Genomic DNA, 24484 nt, shown 5'->3' on the forward strand with positions numbered 1-24484 from the left:
GTGGAGGATGCAAGCATGTCGACACGTCATTTCCAGATCGCCGGGCGCCCCATCGGCCCCGAGCAGAAGCCCTATTGCATCGCCGAGGTGGGGATCAACCACAACGGCGAGCTCGACCTGGCCCTGAGGATGATCGAGGTCGCCCGCGAGGCAGGGGCCGATGCGGTCAAGTTCCAGACCTTCAAGGCCGAGGAGTTCTGCGGCGACCCGCAGCAGATGTTCACCTACCAGTCCCAGGGGCGCAGCGTCACCGAGTCCATGCTGGCGATGTTCCAGCGCTACGAGTTCAGTGAGGTGCAGTGGCGTGCGGTCAAGGCGCATTGCGCCAAGGTCGGCATCACCTTCTTCTCCTCGCCGCAGAATCGCAGCGACCTCGACTTGCTGCAGCGGATCGGCGTGCCGGCGATCAAGGTCGGCTCCGATGACTTCAGCAACCTGCCGCTGCTGCGTCATTACGCCGGTGCGGGCCTGCCGCTGATCCTGTCCTGTGGCATGAGCGACCTGGCCGAGGTGCACCAGGCGCTGGAGACCGTGGGCTGGTTCGAGGGAGCCCACGTGGCGCTGTTGCTGTGCACTTCGCAGTACCCGACGCCTGACGAGGACGTGAACCTGGCCAAGTTGGGCACCTTGCAACAAGCCTTCCCGGGACTGCTGACCGGCTTCTCCGACCACACCCAGGGGCCGCTGGCTGCTTCCCTGGCCGTGGCACGTGGGGCGCGCCTGTTCGAGAAACACTTCACCCTCGATCACGACCTGCCCGGGCCGGACCACTGGTTCTCCGAGAACCCCGAGGGCTTGGCCGAGTGGATCGGCAGCATTCACCGCGCTGACGTCATCATCGGTTCGCCCTACCTGCGCCCGACCCGCGCCGAAGAGGACATGCGAATGCTCGCTCGACGCAGCCTCGTAGCCTTGCGCCCCATCGCGGCTGGCGAGTTGCTAGGGGAGGGCAACATCGGCTTGCGCAGGCCCGGCACCGGGCTGTCTCCGGCCTATTTCGACCTGGCTCTGGGCTGTCGTGCGAGCAGGGACATCGGGGCGGGCGAATGGCTTGCTCTCGGGGACTTCCAGAAGGGGGATGCATCATGAGGGGTCTTGGTTTCAGTCGGAAGGACTTCAGTCTGCGCCCACTTACCGAGGGTGACTCGGCGGCCATCCTGCGCTGGCGCAATGAGGAATCAATCCGCTCTTGCATGTACAACAACCGTGTCATCGCTTGGGAAGAGCACCAGGAGTGGCTGCATTACGAGTTGCAGAACCCAGACGCCCGTCACTTGATCTTTCTGTATCGCGGGAAGCCAGCCGGCTACGTAGCCGTCTCTCTGATCGAGCGCCGACACCAGCGTTGCTGTTGGGCCTTCAACCTCTCCGACGAGCGCGATGGCTTGCCCAAGGGTATTGGTGCCGTCATGGAGTATCTGGCGCTGGAATACATCTTCGACGAACTGGGTATCCGTAAGCTCTGCTGCGAGGTGCTGTCCTTCAATGAGCGGGTGACCAAGCTGCACAAGCGCTTCGGCTTCTCAGAGGAGGGCCTGTTACGCCAGCATGTGCAGCGTGATGATGGCCTCTTCGATGTTGTGGTGTTGGCGTTATTCGCGGACCACTGGCACGCCTGTCGCGACCAGATTGCAGAGGGGCTCTTCGGTGGAGGCTAACCCTTTGCGGATCGCCATCCACCAGCCGGCCTACCTGCCGTGGCTGGGCTACTTTGACCGCATCGCCCGGGTCGACCGCTTCGTCTTCCTCGACACGGTGCAGTTCGAGAAGAACAGCTTCATCAACCGCAACCGCATCAAAACCCCCCAGGGCGCGCAGTGGCTGACCATACCGGTGCTCAGCCGTGGCCACCTGGCCAGCACTCTGCGCGAGACACGCATTGATGAAAGCCGTGATTGGCGCCGTGACCACCTCAAGGCAGTGGCCATGAACTACCGCCGGGCGCCACGCTTCGCCGAACGCTACGCGCAGTTGGAGCAGCTCTATGGCGAGCGGCAGGACAACCTCGCCGAACTCTGCTGGCGTCAGTTGGGCTTCTGGCTGGACCAGTTGGGTATCGACACGCCCGTGGTGCGGGCCAGCGAGCTGGCCATCGACAGCCGCAAGTCTCAGCTGGTGCTGGACATCTGCCTGGACCTCGGGGCCGACGCCTACCTCTCAGGCGCCCTCGGTCGCCACTACCTCGACGAGGCCGCCTTTGCCGAGCAGGGCATTGCCGTGCAGTACCAGGCCTTCACGCCGCCCACCTATCCCCAGCTCTGGGGCACGTTCGTGCCCGGTCTTGGTGTGCTGGACTGGTGGATGAATTGCGGCGACAGCCGCGCTGGATTCAGGGAGCTGACATGAGTTTTTCCATCGAGTGGGAACAGCGCTACGCCGCCAGCACTCACCTTTCCATCTGGCCCTGGTCTGATGTGGTCAGTCTGACCAAGCGCCACTGCCGCGATCTGGGCCCTGGGAAGCGAGTGCTGGAGCTGGGTTGCGGCGCGGGCGCCAATATTCCGTTCTTCCAGTCCCTGGGGGTGGATTACCACGCGGTGGAGGGCAGCCCGACCATCGTTGGTCAGCTGCATCAGCGCTTCACAGGGCTGAATGGGTGCATCGTTAACGGGGATTTCACTCAGGCGTTGCCATTCCCGGTCGGCTTCGACCTGGTGCTGGATCGCGCCTCGCTCACCTGCAACGGCGAGTCGGCGATTCGTCGCTGCCTGTCCCTGGTGCTGGAGTCGTTGCGACCGGGAGGGCTGTTCATCGGCATCGACTGGTACTCCTCGCGGCACTCGGATGCGCAACTGGGGGACATGGCCGAGGACGGTCGCACCCGTACCAACATCACCCAGGGCTCGTTTGCCGGTACGGGGCGTGTGCATTTTTCCGATGAGGCCCACCTGCGGGACCTCTTTGCCGGTTTCGAACTGGTGTTTCTGGAGGAGAAGCAGGCGCTCCGGCATGAGCCGGCCGATGGCCATCGCTTCGCCTCGTGGAATCTGGTGGCACGCAAGCCGGGAGAGCAGCCATGACCGCACAGCGTCCGGTCGTCGTGGTGGGGGGCGGTATCGCCGGTTTGCTGGCGGCGGCCTGGGCTCAGGCCTGCGGCTTGCCCGTGACGTTGCTGGAGCGCGCGCCGGCTTGCGGTGGCCTGTTGCGCTCGTTTCGTGATGCCAGCGGGCAGGTCTTCGACATCGGCACGCACATCCCGGCAATGACGGGCGATGCGGTCGTCGATGGCCTGCTGTTCGAGGTGCCTGGGCTTGCCTGGCATGAGGTGCCGGTGCTGCAGGTGGGCAATGCGTTTGCCGGTGTGCTCGACACCCGCAGCCAGTTCATCGATATCACCCGGCTGCCCGAGGCCGCCTACCAGGCGTGCCTGGCGGGGCTGCTCAATACCCTGTCCAGCGACCAGGGGGCGCCTGACCTCGAAGCAGCCCTGCGCCGGCATTTCGGGGATGCACTGGCGGAAACGGTGTTCTTTCCGCTGCTGCGGCGCCTCTATCAGGCGCCGTTCAACGAGCTGAGCGCCAACAGTCACCGTTTCCTCGGGTATGGCCGTGTGATCGTCGGCTCGGCCGAGGTGTGCCGTGAGCTGAAGCGCTCGCCGCTCTACGACCGCAAGGTGGCGTTCCGCGACTACCTGGAAGGGCGCAGTGCGGTGCGGCACCGCTATCCAGCCGAAGGGGGCATGGGGGCATGGATCGACGCGCTGTGCCGCCGTTTCGAGGCCCGAGGCGGACGCCTGCTGACCAGCGCCCAGGTGGAGCGTATGGAGGTGGATGCTCGTTCGTTGCGCCTGGCCGACGGGCAGGACATTCCCTTCGAGCACCTGATCTGGAGCGCGCCGCTGGCTCACCTGGCTCGCGCGATGGGGGAGCGGGTGGACGGAGCACCGCCGCGCTTCCTGCCGTTGCGACTGTTCCACTTCGTGCTGGACCAGCCGCCGGCCTGCGACTGCCACTACCTCTACTTGAACGATGCCGATGTCAAGACGTTCCGCATCACGCTTTACGAGAACTTCTTGCCTGCACAGGGCAGCAGCCGGCGCATGACGGTGGAGGCCGTGGATACCGTAGGCGTGGAACCCGAGCAGCAGGCTCGCGCCATCCTCGATGAGCTGCGGCGCTGCGGAGTGCTGGGGGCGGGCTGTCAGGCCCGGTTGGTCCTTGAGCAACCGGTGGCCAACGGTTTTCCGGAGATCACCGTGGCGCAGGAGGCCGCCAGCCGCGAGCTGCGCGAGCGTCTGCTACGCCGCTTCCCGGCCTTGTTGCTGTGCGGACGCAATGCGGCGGAGACCTTTTTCACCACTGATACGTTGCTGGATACCGCGGTGCAGTTGGCGTCGCGTTTCGGCCAGCCGGACCTTGAGCAGGGAGGCATCCATGGGAACTGAGCGGGTTCTGGTGATAGCGGCCCACCCGGATGACGAGGTGCTGGGCTGCGGCGGCAGCATCGCGCGGCATGTGGCGCGGGGCGATGAGGTGCATGTGGCGATCATGGCTCAGGGACTTTTCAGCCGCGGTACGCCGGAAGAGGCGGAGCAGCAGGCCCTGCGCGATGCCTGTACCCAGGCCAACCGTCATCTTGGCGTAGCCGGGCTGGAGCGCTGCGACCTGCCGGACAACCGCCTGGATGGGCTCGATCGGCTGGACGTCATCAAGCCCGTCGAAGCACTGGTCGACCGTATCCAGCCCGGCATCGTCTACACCCACTGGAGCGGCGATGTGAACATCGATCACCGACGCCTGCACGAGGCGGTGGTGACGGCATGCCGTCCGCAACCCGGTCACCCGGTCCATACCCTGCTGTTCTTCGAAATCCCTTCATCCACCGAGTGGCAGGTGAGCCAGAGTGCTCCGCAGTTCTGGCCGACCTGGTTCAACGACATCGAGGACACCCTGGAGGCAAAGCTCCAGGCGCTGGACATCTATGCCATGGAGATGCGTGCCTGGCCGCATCCTCGTTCGCTGCGTGCGGTGGAGCACCTGGCACGCTGGCGTGGCGCCAGTGTCGGCATGCAGGCGGCCGAGGCATTCGTCCTCGGCCGTCGACTCAATTCCTTCTGAGGGCGCCTGGCGCCGAGACGATTCCATGAGCGATCAAACCCATCACATGCAGGACTGGACAAGTACCGACCTGCGTCGGTCCAGCGGCGGGCAGCTTTTTGATAACGCGGGTGTACGTCGCTTGCGCGCGGCCGTGGAAGAGGACTTCGCCGCCCGGCAGCTCGCGTCTGGCGGGCTGCGTTTGTTCGGTGCGTTTTCCGAAGCGGAGGGGCTGGATGACCTGCTGGCGAAGCACGCCAGCGCGCTGGCTGAGGGCCAGCGCCTGGTGCTGGGCATGCGCTCCGTCGCCCATTGGCAATCCGCATCGGGCGACGGCGCCAGGCTGGCGGACGTGCCGGCGGAACGGGGCACTGCAGCCTGTGAACCGGCCGATCTGGCTGCACTTGCGTCGCGCCATGGTCTTTCCCTGGTTGCGCTCGAACCCTATGGAGGCCTCTGGGACAACGCATTCCTCCTTGCCAGCCTGCCGCACCCGTTCAAGTGGCTGCGCCTGCTTTCCTGGCTGGAGACGGACGGTTCGTTGCTGCGCCTGGCGCTGTTGCTGGAGCAGCAGGTCGTGTCCCGGCTGGATTGCCAGGCGACGGGGCGCTACCTGGTGGCCTTGGAGAAGAGTGCGCCGGTAGAGGCGTCACCGGAGTGGAGCTTGCGCCAGCAGCAGGCGCGGCAGATGCGGGCGAGTGACGGCCTGGATGGCTTGCAGGATGTGCTGCAGACCTCCCCCGAAGTGTTCGCCGCCGCCCTGGAGAGCGACTCCACACGCCTCAGGGCGCGCCACCTGCTGTTCATCCTGGTGCGTGCGCTGCGCCTTGCCCGGCCGGCTTTCCAGGTCGGACCGTGGCTCCCGGATGCCGTTGCTGCGCAGCTGGATGCCTGGTTCCGTGCCGAGGCCATCGACACCCGCAACATGGCCCTGGTCCACGGCTGGGTCGCGCCCGGCGCGCTGGAGCGCATGCGCCAGGGCGTGGATATGGTCTCCGGGCTGGAATACCACCTGTCCGCCGCGCTGCTGCGCGATTACTTCAAGACCCACAGCGGAGTCAGTTCGTGAAGTCACCTGCGATTGTCAGCTTTCTCTGGGAGTCGCAGCTGGGTGTGCTGCGTGCCTTCTTCAACCGCCATGGGCCAATGACGGTGGTGACTCTGTCGCCCTACGTCACCGACACCCTGACTACGATCATCGAGCAATCGGGCAGCCGGCTCTTTGTGGTGGACCATGAGCTGGGCGACGCTGGCGCCTTGGCGGTGCAGGCCGAATACGAGCCGCTGCGTGAGCGCCTCGACGGCCTGCTGCGTGCGCTTCCGGAGGCACTGGCGGGGGAGCGTGTGGAGGAAGTGGCGCCGGTCATCCGTGCGCGACTGGATGCTGAGCTGCCCTTGCTGACCACGCTGTTGCATGGACTGGAGCTCGCTCAGCGCGAGTTCCAGCTAAGCCTGATGATCGGTAGCGAGGATGTCCTGCCCGCCGCCAAGGTGGCGATGCACTGGGCACGGACCCAGGGCATTCCGTCGTTGCACCTGTCCCACGCCCTGGCGCTGAACGATCCGCATACGGTGCATGCGCAACTGGTGGCGGACATCCATGCGGTCTACGGCCAGCGGGGCCTGGAGGGCTACCTGGATTACGGCATCCCCGCTGAGCGCATGCGGGTCACCGGCAACCCGGCCTGGGACCGCCTGGTGCCGCTGCGCGGCGAGCGAGCGCGGCATGAGCAGAGCCTTCGCCAGCGTCATCACCTACGCGAGGGCGGGCCGATCGTGGTGTTCGGCACCACCTGGACCAGCAGCCTTACCGCCCATGGCGATGAGGGCATCTTCGGACAGACCCTGGGCGCCTTCATTGCCGCTTGTGAGGCGGTGCGGCGCAGCGGCCTGGCGATCAACCCGGTGATCAAGGACCGGCCTCCGAACTATCACTTTGGTGAGCGACGGTTCCGCGAGCTGTTGCTCGAGCACGGTGCTGATCCGGCGAGCTATCTCTACACGGTGGAAGACGCGCAGCTCTGGGCTGCCGCGTCGGATGTACTGATTGCGGTGGACTCCAACTATTGCGTCGAGGCCCTGCTGTGCGGGACCCCGGCGATCAACCTGCAGCATCCGGCCAACACCCTGTTCGGCCCTTGCTACGGTGCAGATGCCGGCGTGCTGGATGTGGAGATGGATGAGCTGGCCGAGGCACTGCTGCGTCTGCTGGGCGATGCTGACTTCCGCGAGTCCCTGCACGCGAAGGCGGAGCAGGGCTTGCCCTACCTGAACCTGGGGGTCGATGGCCTGGCCACCGAGCGGGTGGTCGAGCTGATGGGCGAGATGGCCAGGGGCCTGGTGCCGAAGCTGGTGGCGTGGCTGGAAGCCCGCCTGCCCAGCGAGGCTGAGCGCTCGCTGATCGAGGCGAAGATACGGGCCGTGGGAGTGGCTGGCCCTCTGCTGGACATCCATGTACTGGGCTCGGAGCAACCTGATGCGTTGGCCGCGACCCTGGCCAGCCTGGAACAGGCATTGTCGGCGCCGTTCCGGTTACGGGTCTATGACACCGAGCCCGTTGCCGGGGTCGAAACGTTCTGCGTCGAGGGGCCGCAGCGTCTGGACGTGCTGAACGAGCAGTTTTTGAGTGCACCGGATGCCAGTCCCTGGCAACTGGTGGTGGAGGCCGGTGTTGAGTTCACCCGGGCCGGCCCCTTGCTGCTGTGCCTGGAGTTGGCCGAGGCCCTTCGCGCGGAAGCGGAGGAGGGGGTGATGGCACACGCCTGCTACGCGGATGAGTTGCAGCGAGCACCTTCCGGCGCTCTGGGGCCGTTGTTCAAGCCGGATTTCAATCTGGACCTGCTGCTTGGCTTCCCGGCGCTCGTCGGTCGGCATTGGGTGTTTCGTCAGCGCAGTGTCGTGGAATTGGGGGGGCTGGATACGGTATTCGGCTCTTCGTCCCTGCTGGATCTGGCATTGCGCCTGGTCCATGGCAGCGGAGGCAATGGCGTGCTGCATATGCCGGAAGTTCTGCTGGCGGCGGATGCTCCGGTCATGGAGGTCGCACCTGCGGAGCAGGTTGCCATCGAGCGTCATCTTGCGGCGCGGGGCTACGATGCCGCGCGGGTCCAGGCTTTCCTGCCAAGGCGTTACTACATCGACTACGGTCATCCGGAGGCGCCCCAGGTCGCCATCGTGGTGGCGGTGCAGGACAACCTGGGTCTGGTGCAGCGGTGCGTCGAGAGTCTGCTGGAATACACCACCTACTCCAACTACCAATTGCTGCTGGTGGACTGCGGCAGCGTTGAGTCCGCCACCCAGGACTGGTTGCAGGGCGTCGATGCGCTGCAGAGCGAGCAGGTGAAGGTCTGGAACTTCGACGGGCCGTTCAATCAGGCCGCGATGGTGAATGCCGTCGCGATGACGGTGGAGGCGGAGTACCTCCTTCTGCTGAGTCATGACGTGCGCATCATTCAGCCGGAATGGCTGGAGCAGCTGCTCAACCATGCCCAGCGGCCGGAGGTCGGTGCGGTGGGGGCCAAGGTACTGGACACTCAGGGCGGCATCGAGCAGGCCGGCATGGTGCTGGGGCTGCATGAATGTGCAGGACGCACCTTTGTTGGGGAACCTGGCGATGCTCCGGGGTACATGAGCCGCTTGCAGGTCGCACAGAATTACACGGCGGTGGGGCTCGCCTGCATGATGGTGCGTCGCGCGTCCTTCATCGAGGTGGGCGGCTTCGACGCCGACAGCATCAATGCCTTCTATGCCGATACCGACCTCTGCCTGCGCTTGCGGGCTGCCGGCCTGCTGAATGTGTGGACGCCGCATTGTGTCGTGCAGCGCGAGGGCCTGGATTTGCCGGTACTGGCCATCCCTGGGGCGCTGGAGCGGCAGGCGGCGTTCCGTGGGGAGCGCCAGGAGATGCTGCGGCGATGGCTGCCGGTGCTGGCTCGGGACCCTGCCTACAATCCGAATCTGTCGTTGAAGGGAAGCGGTTTCAGCTTCGAGTACCCGACTCGTCGCGTGCACCACCCGCTGCTGCCCCAGGTGGTCTGTTACCCCGCCGATATCACCGGTTGCGGTCACTACCGCGTCCGACAGCCTTTCGCGGCCTTGCGGCAGGTTGGCATGGTCGATGGGCTGATCAGCGGTGTGCATCTGCCCGTGGTGGAACTGGAGCGGGCGGGGGCCACGAGCCTCATCCTGCAGCGGCAGATCATGGAGCCGCAGATCGAGGGCATCCGTGAAGTGAAGGCGTTGTCCGGTGTGTTCAAGGTCTACGAGCTGGACGACTACCTGCCCAATCTGCCGCTGAAGAGCGTACACCGCGACACCATGCCGAAGGACATCCTGCGCTCGCTGCGCCAGGCGGTGGCACTGACCGATCGCTTCGTTGTCTCCACCGAGCCGCTGGCCGAGGCCTTGCGCGACCTGCACGGGGACATTCGGGTGGTGCCCAACTTCCTCCCCGAACACTGGTGGGGCAATCTGCGCAGCCAACGCCGTCGAGGCCGCAAACCGCGTGTCGGCTGGGCCGGAGGGAGCAGCCATCTGGGCGACCTGGAGCTGATCACCGACCTGGTCAAGGCGCTGAAGGACGAGGTGGAGTGGGTCTTCTTCGGCATGTGCCCGGAGCGTATCCGTCCCTACATCCATGAGTTCCACGGCGGCGTACCCATCGAGCAGTACCCGGCGCTGCTGGCGAGCCTGGACCTGGACCTGGCGCTGGCGCCACTGGAGCCGAACCTGTTCAACGAGTGCAAGAGCAACCTGCGCCTGCTGGAATATGGCGCGTGCGGTTTCCCGGTGATCTGTACCGATGCGGTCTGCTACCGAGGCGACCTGCCGGTGACCCGGGTGAAGAACCGCTTCAAGGACTGGCTGGACGCAGTGCGCATGCACCTGGATGACCTGGACGCCACTGCTCGGCAGGGCGATGCGCTGCGCGAGCGTGTGCTCGGCGAGTGGATGCTGAAGGGCGAGAATCTGCAGCGCTGGCGTTCGGCGTGGCTGCCGGACTGAGTTTCTCAGGAGCCGACGAACGGTATGGCGAAATCCTAAAGCTTCGTCATGCCCGCCGATAACCCCGGTACGGACACAGTTCGTGCTTGTTGAGCAAGCCCCGGGAGAAAAAATTTCAAATCTCCCCTAAAGGTCCAACGACAAGCGCCGATAAACAGTTCGAATGCGAATTCTAGGGGCACCTGAGCAGCAGGTCCTGAAGGTCGCAGGCTCAGGCAAATACTAGGTACTTCGGGAGACGCCACCATGGCACTTACAGTCAACACAAACATCGCTTCGCTCAACACTCAGCGTAACCTGAACGCATCGTCCAACTCGCTGAACACCTCGCTGCAGCGTCTCTCCACTGGTGCCCGCATCAACAGCGCCAAGGACGATGCCGCCGGCCTGCAGATCTCCAACCGTCTGACCAACCAGATCAGCGGCCTGAACCAGGCAACCCGTAACGCCAACGACGGCATCTCCCTGGCGCAAACCGCTGAAGGTGCCCTGCAGCAGTCCACCGCGATCCTGCAACGTATCCGTGACCTGTCCATCCAGGCCGCCACTGGCTCCAACAGTGCTGACGACCGTGCCGCCCTGCAGAAAGAAGTGACTGCCCAGCAGGCCGAACTGTCCCGTATCGCCGAAACCACCACCTTCGGTGGTCGCAAGCTGCTGGACGGCTCCTTCGGCACCACCAGCTTCCAGGTGGGTTCCAAGGCCTACGAGACCATCGACGTGACCCTGCGCGATGCCTCCTCCAGCAAACTGGGTTCCTACCAGGTCGGCGGCGGCGCCTCTACCAATACCGCTGGTGCTTCCGCGGCCGCCACCACCAAGACCGGTACCCTGATCACCGGTAGCGGCGGCGCCTTCGGCTCCGGCACCGTAACCGTGGTGGGTAATGGCCAGACCAAGGACATCGCCATCACCGCGACTGACAGCGCGAAGAGCATCGCCCAGAAGTTCGACGGCTCCATCTCTGGTCTGTCCGCCACTGCCCGTACCGTGGTTCAGGCCGACGTGAACTTCACCTCCGGTGCCGCTACCTTCAACATCACCGTGGGCAGCAATACCGTGCAGATGGTAGGTGTGACCTCCAACGAGGACCTGACCAACCAGATCAACTCCAACGCCGGCAAGTTGGGTCTGACTGCCAACTACGACAAGCAGAGCGACAAGATCACCATCACCTCGTCTACCGGTGAGACCATCCAGTTCGGCACTGCGACTGGTTCTTCGGCAGGCACTATTGATGTGGCTGTACAAGGTAACGATGGGACCTTCGGGGCTGCAGCAGATGTCAAGGCTGCCGGCGGCAAGGCCTTCGGTTACGTGCAGCTGGACTCCCCGACCTCCTTCGCGGTGACCGGCTCCACCACCGAGGTGTTCTCGCAGAGCGCATCGACCCTGAACACCGTGGCCAACGTGGACATCTCCACCGCCGATGGTGCCCAGCGCGCGATTGCGGTAATCGATAGCGCCCTGGCGGCGATCGACTCCCAGCGTGCCGACCTCGGTGCTGTGCAGAACCGCTTCGACAACACCATCTCCAACCTGCAGAACATCTCCGAGAACGCATCTGCCGCTCGGAGCCGGATCAAGGACACTGACTTCGCGGCCGAAACCGCTACGCTGTCCAAGAACCAAGTTCTGCAACAGGCTGGCACGGCGATCCTGGCCCAGGCCAACCAGCTGCCGCAGTCGGTCCTCAGCTTGCTGAGGTAAGTGAGGCAGAGCGCCTAGTCACTGATGGGAGGAAGGGACTTACCCTTCCTCCCATTTGGCCATTGTGAGGTATGTAAAAAATGGATATCTCAAGCATTTCGTCGGTCAGCGCCATCCCTCGGTTGGTGAAGGACTCCAACGGAGCGACGCCTGCCCAGGGCGTTGTCACCCCGAATACGCCCACCACGGTCCCGGTGGCCAGCGGCGCGGCTACACAAGACGACAAGGATGCACGGAAAGGTCAGGGCGCCGACCTGGAGTCGGCTGTGTCTGATATCCAGTCGTTCGTTCAGGCCGTCAAGCGCGGGCTGGAGTTCAGCGTTGATGACTCGACTGGCGATGTGGTGGTGAAGGTCATCGATACCGACTCGGGCAAGCTGATACGCCAGATTCCGTCGGAGGAGCTGCTCAAGCTTGCCGAACGTCTCGACGACATCCGCAGTCTGATGTTCGAAGCCAAGGCCTGAGTTGGCGCGATTCTTGTTTGCTTAGCTGCCAATCCTTCCAGGAAGGGGATTCGGGACGTTTTTTTGACGGAGGTGTGAAATGGCCACAACGATCGGCACAGTCGGTTCGGGACTGATCGACATCGATACGACAGTCAAGACGCTGGTGAACAACGCCAGGGCGCCTAAGCAGAACCAACTGGACGCGCTTGAGTCCAAGACCACCACCAAGCTCACTGCCTTGGGCAGCCTCAAGAGTGCCGTCAGCGATTTCCAGACTGCAATGGCCCTGCTCAACAGCCCGAGCAGCTTCCTGTCGCGTAGCGTGGTCTCCTCCAATACCGCCGCACTGAACGCAACCGGTACCGCAAGTGCCATAGCGGGCACCTACAGCATCAACGTCACCCAGCTTGCCCAGGGCAGCAAGATTGCGTCTGCGGCTTTCGCCGATGGTTCGACGACTGCATTCAATTCAGGAACCCTGGATATCAAGATCGGCGGTGAGGATGCTCTCAACCTCTCCATCGACAGCACCAACAACACACTCACCGGCATCCGTGACGCCATCAACAAACAGGGTGCGGCCAAGGGGCTGAGTGCCACCATCGTCACCGATAGCCAGGGTTCCCGCCTCGTCCTGAGCAGCAGCAAGATGGGTGATGGCAAGGACATCACCATGACCGGTACCAGCACCTCGGGTAGCGCCACCGACCTGAGCAAGCTGACTTTCCCTGGCGCAGCCCTGAATGCGTCTGACTTTGCTACACCTGCCGAGTACGACGCTGCTGTGGCCGCTGCCGGAAAGACCTTGAATACGGCGCAAAGCGCCAAGCTGACCGTTGACGGATTGAATGTGGTCAGCGATTCCAACAGCGTGTCCACGGCTATCGAAGGGCTTACCCTGAATCTCACCGCCGCGACCGAGGCCGGCAAGCCGCTGACGCTCACGGTGTCCCAAAACAACAGTGCTGTGAAAACCAACGTCCAGAACTTCGTCACGGCCTATAACAAGATGGTGTCCACCATCAACAGCCTGACCAAGGTCACAGCAGTGGAGGGCAGCAAGCCCGTTGTAGCGGCCCTTGCTGGTGACTCCTCCGCTCGCAGTCTGCTGGCAAACTTGCGCACCGAATTGGTTACCCAGAGCGGCGATGGTGGGACCGTCAAGGCCCTGGCTACCTTGGGCATTGCGACCAAGACCGATGGCACCCTCGAACTGGACAACGCCAAGCTCGACAAGGCAATAGCGTCGGATGTCCAGGGTATTTCCGACTTCTTCACCGGCGACAACGGCTTGGCCAATCGTCTGACCAACCGCGCCAAGCCCTTCACCTCGTCGGGCGGTGTGATCGAGCAGCGCAGTTCGGTCCTGCGCGACACCATCAAAAGTGTCGACAAGCAGCAGGAAGCGTTGGATGCGCGGATGACGGTGCTCCAGGCTCGCCTCTTCAAGCAGTTCACCACCCTGGACAGCCTGTTGAGCCAGATGCAGAGCACCAGCTCCAATCTGACTTCCCAACTCAAGAATCTCCCGGGTGTTGCCAGCAGCAGTTGATCTGGAGTTTGAAGCGCAAGCCTCCTGATAGCGAAAAAAGATGGACGGAGGCTTAAGCTCTTGCAGGACCGGCCGATAAGATGAACATCGACGAAACACCGGTTCACAAGGAGTTGCGCAAATGAACGCGATGATGGCCATGCAGCAGTATCAGCGGGTCAATGTCCAGGCCCAGGTTGCCGAAGCCAGTCCCCACCGCCTTATCCAGATGCTCATGGAAGGTGGTCTGGAGCGCATGGCGCAGGCCCAGGGCGCGATGATGCGCGACCAGGCGTCGCTCAAGGGCGAGCTGATCAGCAAGTCCATCGCCATCATCGGCGGGCTGCGCGAAGCGCTTGACCCTACTCAGGGCGGTGAGATTGCCAGCAACCTTGATCGCCTCTACGAATACATGATTGCTCGCCTGATCGAGGCCAATAAGGCCAACGACCCTGCGCTCGTCAACGAAGTGGCAGGGCTGCTGCGCGAAGTGAAATCCGGCTGGGACGCCATCGCGCCCGTTTGAGGAGTGCATCATGAGCCAGACCATGCTCAAGCAGATCGAAGAGACCCGTGAGGCACTCGTCTCGGCGTTCGAAAGCCAGGACTGGGAGGCTGTCGGGCGTCTGGACCTCCAGTGCCGGGAGCAGGTGAACGTGGCGATGCTGGACTGCAGCGACATCGAGGAGGGGCTGCGTGCCCAGCTCGAAGCGCTGATCGAGGTCTATCGTCAGTTGACCGAATCCTGTGCGCGCCAACGCGACGAGGTGGCGGCGGAGCTCAGCCAGATTGTCCGTGCCAGCCAGGGTGCCAAGCTGTACCAACTCTTCGGTTGAGTGAACCAGGGCTGCATCGATGCCCCTCGGTGCAGCTTTCGTGGCCTTTCGCGAGGCTATCGGGGCTCCCGAAAAATACACGCCATAAATTTGACTCGGTCGGCGTTTTTGACTTTACTACTGGCCAATTGCCGGCGGAACCCCTTGAGGTACGTCGGTTTTTCTTGCCGCGTTCCAGTGGCGCCCGCTTTCGAGTAAGAACAGACCGATGTGGCGTGAAACCAAGATTCTGCTGATCGACGACAACGCTGATCGGCGTCGAGACCTGACAGTCATTCTGAACTTCCTCGGCGAAGACCACCTGGCCTGCGGCAGCGCCGACTGGCGTGCCCTGGCGGATGCCAGCAGTGCCAGCCGCGACGTGCTCTGTGTGCTGCTTGGCGAGGTTCAGTCCAAGGGTGGAGTGCTGGAGCTGCTCAAGCAGATCGGCAGCTGGGACGAGTTTCTGCCTGTGCTGCTGATCGACCAGGTGGCCCCGGTCGAGTGGTCGGAAGATATCCGCCGTCGCGTGCTGGCCTCCTTGGAGATGCCGCCCAGCTACAACAAGCTCCTCGATTCGCTGCACCGCGCCCAGGTTTACCGCGAGATGTACGACCAGGCCCGCGAGCGTGGCCGCCAGCGCGAGCCGAACCTGTTCCGCAGCCTGGTAGGCACGAGTCGTGCGATTCAGCAGGTGCGGCAGATGATGCAGCAGGTCGCCGATACCGATGCCAGCGTTCTCATCCTCGGCGAGTCCGGCACCGGCAAGGAAGTGGTGGCGCGCAACCTTCACTACCATTCCAAGCGCCGCGAAGCGCCCTTCGTGCCGGTCAACTGCGGTGCGATTCCTGCCGAGTTGCTCGAGAGCGAGCTCTTCGGTCACGAGAAGGGTGCCTTCACCGGTGCCATCACCAGCCGTGCTGGTCGTTTCGAACTGGCCAACGGCGGCACGTTGTTCCTCGACGAGATCGGCGACATGCCGCTGCCCATGCAGGTCAAGCTGCTGCGTGTGCTACAGGAACGTACTTTCGAGCGGGTTGGCAGCAACAAGACCCAGAATGTCGACGTGCGCATCATTGCTGCGACTCACAAGAACCTCGAGCAGATGATCGAGACCGGCAGCTTCCGCGAGGACCTTTACTACCGCCTCAACGTCTTCCCCATCGAGATGGCCCCGCTGCGTGAGCGCGTGGAGGACATCCCGTTGCTGATGAACGAGCTCATCTCCCGCATGGAGCACGAAAAGCGCGGCTCCATCCGCTTCAACTCCGCCGCCATTATGTCGCTGTGCAACCACGACTGGCCGGGCAACGTCCGTGAGCTGGCCAACCTGGTGGAGCGCATGGCGATCATGCATCCCTACGGCGTCATCGGCGTCAGCGAGCTGCCGAAGAAGTTCCGCCATGTGGATGACGAGGACGAGCAACTCGCCGCCAGCCTGCGCGAAGAGTTGGAGGAGCGTTCCGCCATCGGCGCCGGCCTGCCCGGCGTCAGTGCTCCGGCGATGTTGCCGCCCGAAGGCCTGGACCTGAAGGATTACCTGGGCAACCTCGAACAGGAGCTGATCCAGCAGGCGCTGGACGATGCGGCTGGTGTGGTGGCCCGTGCCGCCGAACGCCTGCGCATCCGCCGCACCACCCTGGTGGAGAAGATGCGCAAGTACGGCATGAGCCGTCGCGACGAAGATATGGCGGAAGATTGACGTACTTTTGCTAACTTACTGATTTAAATGGATTAATTTTTAGGCACGGGTATTGCTAAGTCTCTTGTGAAACGACCGTTGGATGACGGTTTGCCGAGCGAGAGACCGAAATGACCGCAAGAGCCAACCCCGCACAGCAAGACGACGAGAACACCCAGGTGAATGTCGAAGAGGCCGGCCGCGCCAGCCTCGAAAAGACCTTCGCCATGTTCAACCAGATGTCGTCTCAGCTCAGTGAGTCGTACAACGTGCTCGAAGCGCGTGTCACTGAGCTCAAAGGGCAGTTGGCACTGGTCAGCGCTCAACGCATGCAGGAACTGGCGGAAAAGGAACGCCTGGCCCAGCGCCTGCAGAGTCTGTTGGACCTGCTGCCCGGTGGCGTCATCGTCCTCGACGGACAGGGTGTCGTCCGCGAGGCCAACCCGGTGGCCTGTAGCCTGCTCGGGCGCCCCCTGGTCGGTATGCTCTGGCGCGAGGTCATCGCGCGCAATTTCGCTCCCCGCAAGGACGACGGCCATGAGATTTCCCTCAAGGATGGCCGTCGCGTCTCCATCGCCACCCGATCCCTCGATGGTGAGCCTGGTCAGTTGGTGCTGCTGGCCGACCTGACGGAAACCCGCCGCTTACAGGACGAACTGGCCCGCCATGAGCGCCTGTCCTCGCTGGGTCGCATGGTCGCCTCCCTGGCTCATCAGATCCGCACGCCGCTGTCCGCCGCCTTGCTCTATGCCAGCCATTTGGCCGAGCAGGTACTGCCCACCGAACAGCAACAACGCTTTGCCAGTCGCCTCAAGGAGCGCCTCCATGAGCTGGAGCACCAGGTGCGTGACATGCTGGTCTTCGCCCGGGGCGACCTGCCGTTGCCGGATCGCCTCGCGCCGGTGATGCTGTTCGCCGCGTTGCGCTCGGCCGCCGAACCCCACCTCGCCGGCGCCCAGGTGCGTTGGCAGTGCGACATCAGTGGGGGTGAGGTGCTGTGCAACCGCGACACCCTCGTCGGTGCACTGTTGAACCTGATCGAAAACGCCACCCAGGCCGCCGGCTCGCGGCTGCGTCTGAAGGTGCATATCTTTGCCCGTGGCAACGCCCTGCACCTGTCCGTCAGCGATAACGGCCCCGGCATCGAGCCCGCCACCCTGGCACGTCTGGGCGAGCCTTTCTTCACCACCAAGACCACCGGAACCGGCCTCGGCCTGGCCGTGGTCAAGGCCGTGGCACGTGCCCACCAGGGCGAGCTGACGTTGCGCTCGCGCGTGGGGCTGGGCACCTGCGCCACCCTGGTTCTGCCGCTGCTGGCGGCACAGCCGGCTAAACAGGAGTGATTCCATGAGCGTCAAGATCCTGCTGGTCGAAGACGACCGCGCCCTGCGCGAAGCCCTGGCCGATACCTTGGCCCTCGGCGGCTACGCTTACCGTGAGGCCGATTGCGCCGAGGCCGCCCTGGTGGCCCTGGGCGAGGAGCCCTTCGGCATGGTCATCAGCGACGTGAACATGCCGGGCATGGACGGGCACCAGTTGCTGGCCCTGATCCGCCCCCGTTATCCGCAGCTCCCTGTCCTGCTGATGACTGCCTACGGCGCTGTCGAGCGTGCCGTGGATGCGATCCGCCAGGGCGCGGCGGATTACCTGGTCAAGCCCTTTGAGCCTCGCGTGCTGCTTGATCTGGTCGGGCGCCATGCCCTGGGCCATGTCGCCCGTGGCGAAGCTGAAGGCCCCATCGCCGAGGACCCGGCCAGCCGCCAGTTGCTTGAGCTGGCGGCGCGGGTCGCCCGCAGCGATTCCACGGTGCTGATCTCCGGCGAGTCCGGCACCGGCAAGGAGGTCCTGGCGCGCTACATCCATCTGCAGTCGTCCCGTGCGGACAAGCCCTTCATCGCCATCAACTGTGCGGCCATCCCGGACAACATGCTGGAAGCCACGCTCTTCGGTCACGAGAAAGGGGCATTCACCGGCGCCATCGCTGCCCAGCCCGGCAAGTTCGAGCTGGCCAACGGCGGCACCATCCTGCTGGACGAGATTTCCGAGATGCCGCTGGCGCTGCAGGCCAAGCTCCTGCGGGTACTGCAGGAGCGTGAGGTGGAGCGCGTCGGCGCGCGCAAGCCCATCGACCTGGATATTCGCGTGCTCGCTACCACTAACCGTGACCTGGCAGGGGAGGTGGCGGCCGGGCGTTTCCGTGAAGACCTCTACTACCGGCTCTCGGTTTTCCCCCTGGCCTGGCGCGCCTTGCGCGAGCGCCCGGCGGACATTCTGCCCTTGGCCGAGCGCCTGCTGGCCAAGCACGTACGCAAGATGAACCACGCCCCTGTCAGCCTCTCCCGCGAGGCGCGCGATGCTTTGTTGCACCATCCCTGGCCGGGCAATGTGCGGGAGCTGGACAACGCCATCCAGCGGGCGCTGATTCTCCAGCAGGGCGGCATCGTCCAGCCCCATGACCTGTGCCTGGATGCCCCTATCGGCATGGGTGTCGGTTCTTTGGCGCTGCAGCCGGTGCCCGTGTCCTCCGCATTGCCAGTGCCTACTCCGCCGGCGGCGGCCGACGCTGCCAGCGCGCTGGGTGAGGACCTGCGCCGCCACGAGTTCCAGATGATCATCGAGACGCTGCGCCTGGAGCGGGGTCGCCGGAAGGAGGCGGCCGAGCGGCTTGGCATCAGCCCCCGCACCCTGCGTTACAAGCTGGCGCAGATGCGCGATGCCGGCATGGACGTCGAGGCCTACCTCTACGCCAGCTGACAAGGGCCACGCGCCTGTCTAACCACTGATGACGGGGTTGGCCAGCCTGCCCAGGCTGCGCTAACTCCTTGTTCTGCCTGCGTTTCAGCTCCCTCCGAAACGTCTTCGCCAGTTCTGGCACCCTTGTTGCAAATACCCCTTCAAAGGCCGCTCCTGCGTCAAAAATCTGCGGCCGCGGAGGAATGTGATGAGCCAGGGTGTCGAATTCAATCGCCTGATGCTGGAAATGCGCTCCATGCAAATGGAGGCGATGGCACGACCCAAACCCACCACCCAAGCTGCGCCCGAGGCTGCTGCTGTGCCGAGCTTTTCCGAGATGCTCGGTCAGGCCGTCAACAAGGTGAGCGAGGTTCAGCAGGCGTCCAGCCAGTTGGCCACCGCCTTCGAGATGGGCAAGAGCGGCGTCGACATCACTGACGTGATGATCGCCTCGCAGAAGGCCAGCGTTTCCTTCCAGGCTTTGACCCAGGTGCGCAACAAGCTGGTCCAGGCCTACCAAGACATCATGCAGATGCCGGTTTAAGGGGTGAGGTGAGAAATGGCAGACGCAGCGACCGCCAACGTACCGGCACCCTCCACCGAGCCGGGTGAGAAGAAGCCCCTGTTCGGGCTGGCCTTCCTGGAAAACCTGTCGCAGATGTCCATGCTGCGCCAGATCGGCCTCATGGTCGGCCTGGCTGCCAGCGTTGCTATCGGCTTCGCCGTGGTGCTTTGGTCCCAGCAGCCGGATTACCGCCCGCTGTATGGCAGCCTCACCGGCATGGATGCGAACCAGGTGATGGAGACGCTGAACGGCGCCGACATTCCCTACAAGATCGAGCCCAACTCCGGCGCGCTGCTGGTCAAGGCAGATGACGTGGCGCGTGCCCGCATCAAGCTCGCTGGCGCCGGCCTTGCCCCCAGCGACGGCAACGTGGGCTTCGAGATCCTCGACAAGGACCAGGGCCTGGGCACCAGCCAGTTCATGGAGGCCACTCGCTACCGCCGGGGCCTTGAGGGCGAACTGGCTCGCACCATCTCCAGCCTGAACAACGTCAAGGGCGCGCGCGTCCACCTGGCCATCCCGAAAAGCTCGGTATTCGTCCGTGATGAGCGCAAGCCCAGCGCCTCCGTGCTGGTTGAGCTGTACCCGGGCCGCAATCTCGAGCCGAGCCAGGTGATGGCCATCGTCAACCTGGTGGCTACCAGCGTTCCCGAACTGGAGAAAGGGCAAGTCACCGTGGTCGACCAGAAGGGCACCCTGCTGTCCGACCAGCAGGAGCTGTCCGAACTGACCATGGCGGGCAAGCAGTACGACTACACCCGCCGGATGGAGAGCCTGTTCACCCAGCGCGTGCACAGCATCCTGCAGCCGGTGCTGGGCAGCGGCCGCTACAAGGCCGAAGTGTCGGCAGACGTCGACTTCAGCGCCGTCGAATCCACCTCCGAAATGTTCAACCCCGACCAGCCGGCCCTGCGCAGCGAGCAGAAGCTCGCCGAGGAGCGCCAGGCGGGCTCCGGGCCCCAGGGCGTACCCGGTGCGCTGTCCAACCAGCCGCCCGGCCCGGCCAATGCCCCGCAACAGGCCACCGCCGCTGCAGCCCCTGGCGTGCAGCCTGGCCAGCCGATCCTCGACGACAACGGCCAGCAGATCATCGACCAGGCCACCGGCAAGCCGCTGCTGGCGCCGTACCCGACCGACAAGCGCGACCAGAGCACCCGCAACTACGAGCTGGACCGTTCGGTGAGCTACACCAAGCAGCAGCAAGGCCGCCTGCGCCGCCTGTCCGTGGCCGTGGTGCTGGACGACCAGGTCAAGGTCAACGCCCAGGGCGAGACCACCCACGTACCCTGGACCGCTGACGAGCTCGCCCGCTTCACTCGCCTGGTGCAGGACGCGGTGGGCTTCGATGCCAGTCGTGGCGACAGCGTCAGCGTGATCAACACGCCGTTCCATGGCGGCCAGGATGATGTGATCGAACTGCCGTGGTACGAGCAGGTCTGGTTCCAGATGCTGATGTCTGCGCTGAAGCAACTGTTCCCGGCGCTGCTGATCCTGATTCTGGTGTGGTTCGTGCTGCGTCCGGTGCTGAACAACATCTCCGGCGCCAAGGACAGGGAGCGCGAGGCAGCCCTGGCGGCCGATCGCGAGCTTGGCGAGCTGGGTGGTGGGCTGTCCGGTGAGCTGGCCGACGATCGGGTCAGTCTCGGCGGACCGCAGAGCATCCTCCTGCCCAGCCCGAGCGAGGGGTATGATGCGCAACTGAACGCGATCAAGAGCCTGGTGGCTGAAGACCCGGGTCGCGTGGCTTTGGTAGTCAAAGAGTGGATCAACTCCGATGAGTGACAATCGCCCCCCAGCCAAGCTGACCAAGGTAGACAAGGCAGCCATCCTGCTCCTGTCCCTTGGCGAGACCGATGCCGCACAGGTGCTGCGCCACATGGGCCCGAAGGAGGTCCAGAAGGTCGGCGTGGCCATGGCGCAAATGCGCAACGTCCACCGCGAGCAGGTGGAGCAGGTGATGGGCGAGTTCGTCGAGATCGTCGGCGACCAGACCAGCCTGGGCGTCGGTGCCGACGGCTACATCCGCAAAATGCTCACCCAGGCTCTGGGCGAGGACAAGGCGAACAACCTCATCGACCGTATCCTGCTGGGTGGCAGCACCAGCGGCCTGGACAGCCTGAAGTGGATGGAGCCACGCGCCGTGGCCGACGTGATCCGCTACGAGCACCCGCAGATCCAGGCCATCGTCGTCGCCTACCTTGACCCCGATCAGGCCGGTGAGGTGCTCAGCCACTTCGACCACAAGGTCCGCCTCGACATCATCCTGCGGGTGTCGTCGCTCAACACCGTGCAGCCGTCCGCGTTGAAGGAGCTGAACCAGATCCTCGAGAAGCAGTTCGCCGGCAACGCCAGCTCGACCCGCACCACCATGGGCGGCGTCAAGCGTGCGGCAGACATCATGAACTACCTCGACAGCTCGGTCGAAGGCGCGCTGATGGACTCCATCCGCGAAGTGGATGCCGACCTGTCCGGACAGATCGAAGACCTCATGTTCGTCTTCGACAACCTGGCCGACGTGGACGATCGGGGCATTCAGGCGCTTATGCGTGAGGTGTCCTCCGAGGTGTTGGTGGTGGCGCTCAAGGGCGCCGACGACGCGATCAAGGAGAAAGTCTTCAAGAACATGTCCAAGCGTGCCGCCGAACTGCTGCGCGACGACCTCGAGGCCAAGGGCCCGGTGCGCGTCAGCGACGTGGAAGCCGCGCAGAAGGAAATCCTCACCATCGCCCGCCGGATGGCCGAAGCCGGGGAGATCGTCCTCGGTGGCAAGGGCGGCGAAGAAATGATCTGAGGCGCATTCCATGGCCAACAAGGATGCGCAGAGCGAGCTGATCCGCGCCAAGGATGTCAACACCTTCGACCGCTGGTCGCTGCCCAGCTTCGACCCCGAGGTGCCGGCCCCGGAGGTCGAGCCGGAGCCGCTGCCGAGCGAGGAGCCGGCAGCGGCGATCGACGAGGCGCAGCCGGAACCAGGGCTGGAGACGATCGAAGAAGTCCCGCCGGAAGACGTCAAACCACTGACGCTGGAAGAGCTGGAGGCCATCCGCCAGGACGCCTACAACGAAGGCTTCGCCACCGGCGAGAAGGACGGCTTCCACGCTGGCCAGCTCAAGGCCAAGCAGGAAGCGGAGGTCGCACTCAATGCCCGCCTCGACGCGCTGGAGCAGTTGATGGGCCAACTGATGGACCCCATCGCCGAGCAGGACCAGCAACTGGAAGAGGCCGTCATTCACCTGGTGGGGCACATGGCCCGACAGGTGGTACAGCGCGAGCTGTCCACCGACTCCTCCCAGTTGCGCCACATCCTGCGGGAAGCCCTCAAGTTGCTGCCCATGGGTGCGAGCAACGTGCGCATCCACGTCAACCCACAGGACTTCGAATTGGTGAAGGCCCTGCGCGAACGCCATGAGGAGTCCTGGCGCATCCTCGAGGACGACGGCCTGCTGCCCGGCGGGTGCCGGATCGAAACCGAGCACAGCCGCATCGATGCCAGCGTGGAGACGCGCCTGGCCCAGGCCCTCAAGCAGCTCTTCGACCAGCAGCGGGACCAGAAGGTGCACCCACCGGCTGCCGACCTTTCCATCGACCTCGAGGACGGCCATGCGTCTTGATCGGGTCAGCTTTGCCCGCCGCCTGGCCGGGTATGCCGACGCGGTCAGCCTGCCCAACCAGCCCGTGGTGGAAGGTCGCCTGCTGCGCATGGTCGGCCTGACCCTGGAGGCCGAGGGCCTGCGTGCGGCCATCGGCAGCCGCTGCCTGGTGATCAACGACGACAGCTACCACCCCGTGCAGGTCGAGGCGGAAGTCATGGGCTTCGCCAGCGGCAAGCTGTACCTGATGCCGGTCGGCAGCCTGGCCGGCATCGCACCCGGTGCGCGGGTCGTGCCTCTGCCGGATACCGGTCGTCTGCCCATGGGCATGTCCATGCTTGGTCGGGTGCTCGATGGCGCCGGCCGTGCGTTGGATGGCAAGGGCGGGATGAAGGCCGAGGACTGGGTGGCGATGGACGGTCCGGTGATCAACCCGCTGAACCGTGACCCCATTTCCGTTCCCCTGGATGTCGGCATCCGTTCCATCAATGGCCTGCTCACCGTCGGTCGTGGCCAGCGCCTGGGCCTTTTCGCCGGCACCGGCGTCGGTAAGTCGGTGCTGTTGGGCATGATGACCCGCTTCACCGAGGCGGAGATCATCGTGGTCGGCCTGATCGGTGAACGGGGCCGCGAGGTGAAGGAGTTCATCGAGCACATCCTCGGCGAGGAGGGGCTCAAGCGCTCTGTGGTGGTGGCATCACCTGCCGACGATGCACCGTTGATGCGCCTGCGGGCGGCCATGTACTGCACCCGCATCGCCGAATACTTCCGTGACAAGGGCAAGAACGTCCTGCTGCTGATGGACTCCCTGACCCGTTTCGCTCAGGCCCAGCGGGAGATCGCCCTGGCCATCGGTGAGCCGCCGGCGACCAAGGGCTATCCGCCGTCGGTCTTTGCCAAACTGCCCAAGCTGGTGGAGCGTGCTGGCAATGGCGAGAAGGGTGGCGGTTCGATCACCGCCTTCTACACCGTGCTCTCCGAGGGCGACGACCAGCAGGACCCCATCGCCGACTCGGCGCGGGGCGTGCTCGACGGGCACTTCGTGCTGTCACGTCGACTGGCGGAGGAGGGGCATTACCCGGCCATCGACATCGAGGCGTCCATCAGCCGGGTGATGCCCCAGGTGGTGAGCCCCGAGCACCTCAAGATGGCCCAGCGCTTCAAGCAGTTGTGGTCGCGCTACCAGCAGAGTCGCGATCTCATCAGCGTCGGCGCCTACGTTGCCGGTGGTGACCCGGACACCGACCTGGCCATTGCCCGCCAGCCGTCCATGGCCGCTTTCCTGCAACAGGGGTTGGACGAGAGCGAGCCGCTGGCCGGCAGTGTCATGCGCCTGGGGGGCGTATTGGCCAACGGCAACGCGGGTTGAT

General features: G+C 64.3%; 21 protein-coding genes. All 21 read left to right on the plus strand.

Going from position 1 to position 24484, the window contains the following annotated elements; genetic code table 11:
* Positions 1–15: 15 nt before the first annotated feature.
* The 21 genes from A9G05_RS07350 (at position 16) to fliI (ending at position 24483) form a co-directional block, all read left to right on the plus strand.
* Complete coding sequence (locus tag A9G05_RS07350) at positions 16–1089, plus strand: N-acetylneuraminate synthase family protein (RefSeq protein ID WP_069560348.1); 1074 nt, start codon at positions 16–18, stop codon at positions 1087–1089.
* A complete protein-coding gene (gene pseH, locus A9G05_RS07355; protein WP_069560349.1) occupies positions 1086–1658 on the plus strand; it encodes a UDP-4-amino-4,6-dideoxy-N-acetyl-beta-L-altrosamine N-acetyltransferase in 573 nt (190 codons plus the stop codon). Before A9G05_RS07350 ends, pseH begins: the two co-directional genes overlap by 4 nt.
* Before the next feature lie 4 nt (positions 1659–1662).
* Entirely contained in the window at positions 1663–2346 is a 684-nt protein-coding gene (locus tag A9G05_RS07360) for a WbqC family protein (RefSeq protein WP_171902702.1), read from the plus strand.
* Positions 2343–3020 (plus strand): class I SAM-dependent methyltransferase, encoded by a 678-nt coding sequence (locus tag A9G05_RS07365; protein WP_069560351.1) that lies wholly within the window; start codon positions 2343–2345, stop codon positions 3018–3020. The genes A9G05_RS07360 and A9G05_RS07365 overlap by 4 nt, the downstream gene beginning before the upstream one ends.
* The gene (locus A9G05_RS07370; RefSeq protein ID WP_069560352.1) at positions 3017–4384 is read left to right on the plus strand and encodes an FAD-dependent oxidoreductase; all 1368 of its coding nucleotides are present in this window, start codon (positions 3017–3019) and stop codon (positions 4382–4384) included. Before A9G05_RS07365 ends, A9G05_RS07370 begins: the two co-directional genes overlap by 4 nt.
* Positions 4374–5057 (plus strand): PIG-L deacetylase family protein, encoded by a 684-nt coding sequence (locus tag A9G05_RS07375; protein WP_069560353.1) that lies wholly within the window; start codon positions 4374–4376, stop codon positions 5055–5057. Before A9G05_RS07370 ends, A9G05_RS07375 begins: the two co-directional genes overlap by 11 nt.
* 25 nt (positions 5058–5082) lie before the next feature.
* A complete protein-coding gene (locus A9G05_RS07380) occupies positions 5083–6105 on the plus strand; it encodes a hypothetical protein (RefSeq protein WP_139131098.1) in 1023 nt (340 codons plus the stop codon).
* Positions 6102–10040, plus strand: a complete 3939-nt coding sequence (locus tag A9G05_RS07385; RefSeq protein WP_069560355.1) for a glycosyltransferase — start codon at positions 6102–6104, stop codon at positions 10038–10040. Before A9G05_RS07380 ends, A9G05_RS07385 begins: the two co-directional genes overlap by 4 nt.
* A 246-nt stretch (positions 10041–10286) precedes the next feature.
* Entirely contained in the window at positions 10287–11750 is a 1464-nt protein-coding gene (locus tag A9G05_RS07390) for a flagellin (protein ID WP_069560356.1), read from the plus strand.
* Between the two features lie 80 nt (positions 11751–11830).
* The gene (locus tag A9G05_RS07395) at positions 11831–12217 is read left to right on the plus strand and encodes a flagellar protein FlaG (RefSeq protein WP_083265556.1); all 387 of its coding nucleotides are present in this window, start codon (positions 11831–11833) and stop codon (positions 12215–12217) included.
* 79 nt (positions 12218–12296) lie between these two features.
* A complete protein-coding gene (gene fliD, locus A9G05_RS07400) occupies positions 12297–13751 on the plus strand; it encodes a flagellar filament capping protein FliD (protein ID WP_069560357.1) in 1455 nt (484 codons plus the stop codon).
* Positions 13752–13872: 121 nt separating this feature from the next.
* Positions 13873–14256: a flagellar export chaperone FliS gene (gene fliS / locus A9G05_RS07405; RefSeq protein ID WP_069560358.1), complete on the plus strand. Its 384-nt coding sequence runs from the start codon at positions 13873–13875 to the stop codon at positions 14254–14256.
* A gap of 10 nt (positions 14257–14266) precedes the next feature.
* The gene (locus A9G05_RS07410; protein ID WP_069560359.1) at positions 14267–14566 is read left to right on the plus strand and encodes a flagellar assembly protein FliT; all 300 of its coding nucleotides are present in this window, start codon (positions 14267–14269) and stop codon (positions 14564–14566) included.
* 208 nt (positions 14567–14774) lie between these two features.
* Positions 14775–16247 (plus strand): sigma-54 dependent transcriptional regulator, encoded by a 1473-nt coding sequence (locus tag A9G05_RS07415; RefSeq protein WP_069560360.1) that lies wholly within the window; start codon positions 14775–14777, stop codon positions 16245–16247.
* A gap of 110 nt (positions 16248–16357) precedes the next feature.
* Positions 16358–17569 carry a PAS domain-containing sensor histidine kinase gene (locus tag A9G05_RS07420; RefSeq protein ID WP_069560361.1) on the plus strand — a complete coding sequence of 404 codons (1212 nt, stop codon included), beginning with the start codon at positions 16358–16360 and terminating at the stop codon, positions 17567–17569.
* A 4-nt stretch (positions 17570–17573) separates the two neighbouring features.
* Positions 17574–18980 (plus strand): sigma-54 dependent transcriptional regulator, encoded by a 1407-nt coding sequence (locus A9G05_RS07425; protein ID WP_069560362.1) that lies wholly within the window; start codon positions 17574–17576, stop codon positions 18978–18980.
* A gap of 187 nt (positions 18981–19167) precedes the next feature.
* Entirely contained in the window at positions 19168–19503 is a 336-nt protein-coding gene (gene fliE, locus A9G05_RS07430) for a flagellar hook-basal body complex protein FliE (protein WP_069560363.1), read from the plus strand.
* A 15-nt stretch (positions 19504–19518) separates the two neighbouring features.
* Positions 19519–21306 (plus strand): flagellar basal-body MS-ring/collar protein FliF, encoded by a 1788-nt coding sequence (gene fliF / locus A9G05_RS07435; RefSeq protein WP_069560364.1) that lies wholly within the window; start codon positions 19519–19521, stop codon positions 21304–21306.
* The gene (gene fliG / locus A9G05_RS07440) at positions 21299–22315 is read left to right on the plus strand and encodes a flagellar motor switch protein FliG (protein ID WP_069560365.1); all 1017 of its coding nucleotides are present in this window, start codon (positions 21299–21301) and stop codon (positions 22313–22315) included. The genes fliF and fliG overlap by 8 nt, the downstream gene beginning before the upstream one ends.
* Before the next feature lie 10 nt (positions 22316–22325).
* Positions 22326–23135, plus strand: coding sequence for a flagellar assembly protein FliH (gene fliH, locus A9G05_RS07445; protein WP_069560366.1), 810 nt, complete (start codon positions 22326–22328; stop codon positions 23133–23135).
* The gene (gene fliI, locus A9G05_RS07450; protein ID WP_069560367.1) at positions 23125–24483 is read left to right on the plus strand and encodes a flagellar protein export ATPase FliI; all 1359 of its coding nucleotides are present in this window, start codon (positions 23125–23127) and stop codon (positions 24481–24483) included. Before fliH ends, fliI begins: the two co-directional genes overlap by 11 nt.
* Position 24484: the final 1 nt, after the last annotated feature.

The organism is Pseudomonas sp. ENNP23, from assembly GCF_001728945.1.
Lineage (GTDB): Bacteria > Pseudomonadota > Gammaproteobacteria > Pseudomonadales > Pseudomonadaceae > Metapseudomonas > Metapseudomonas otitidis.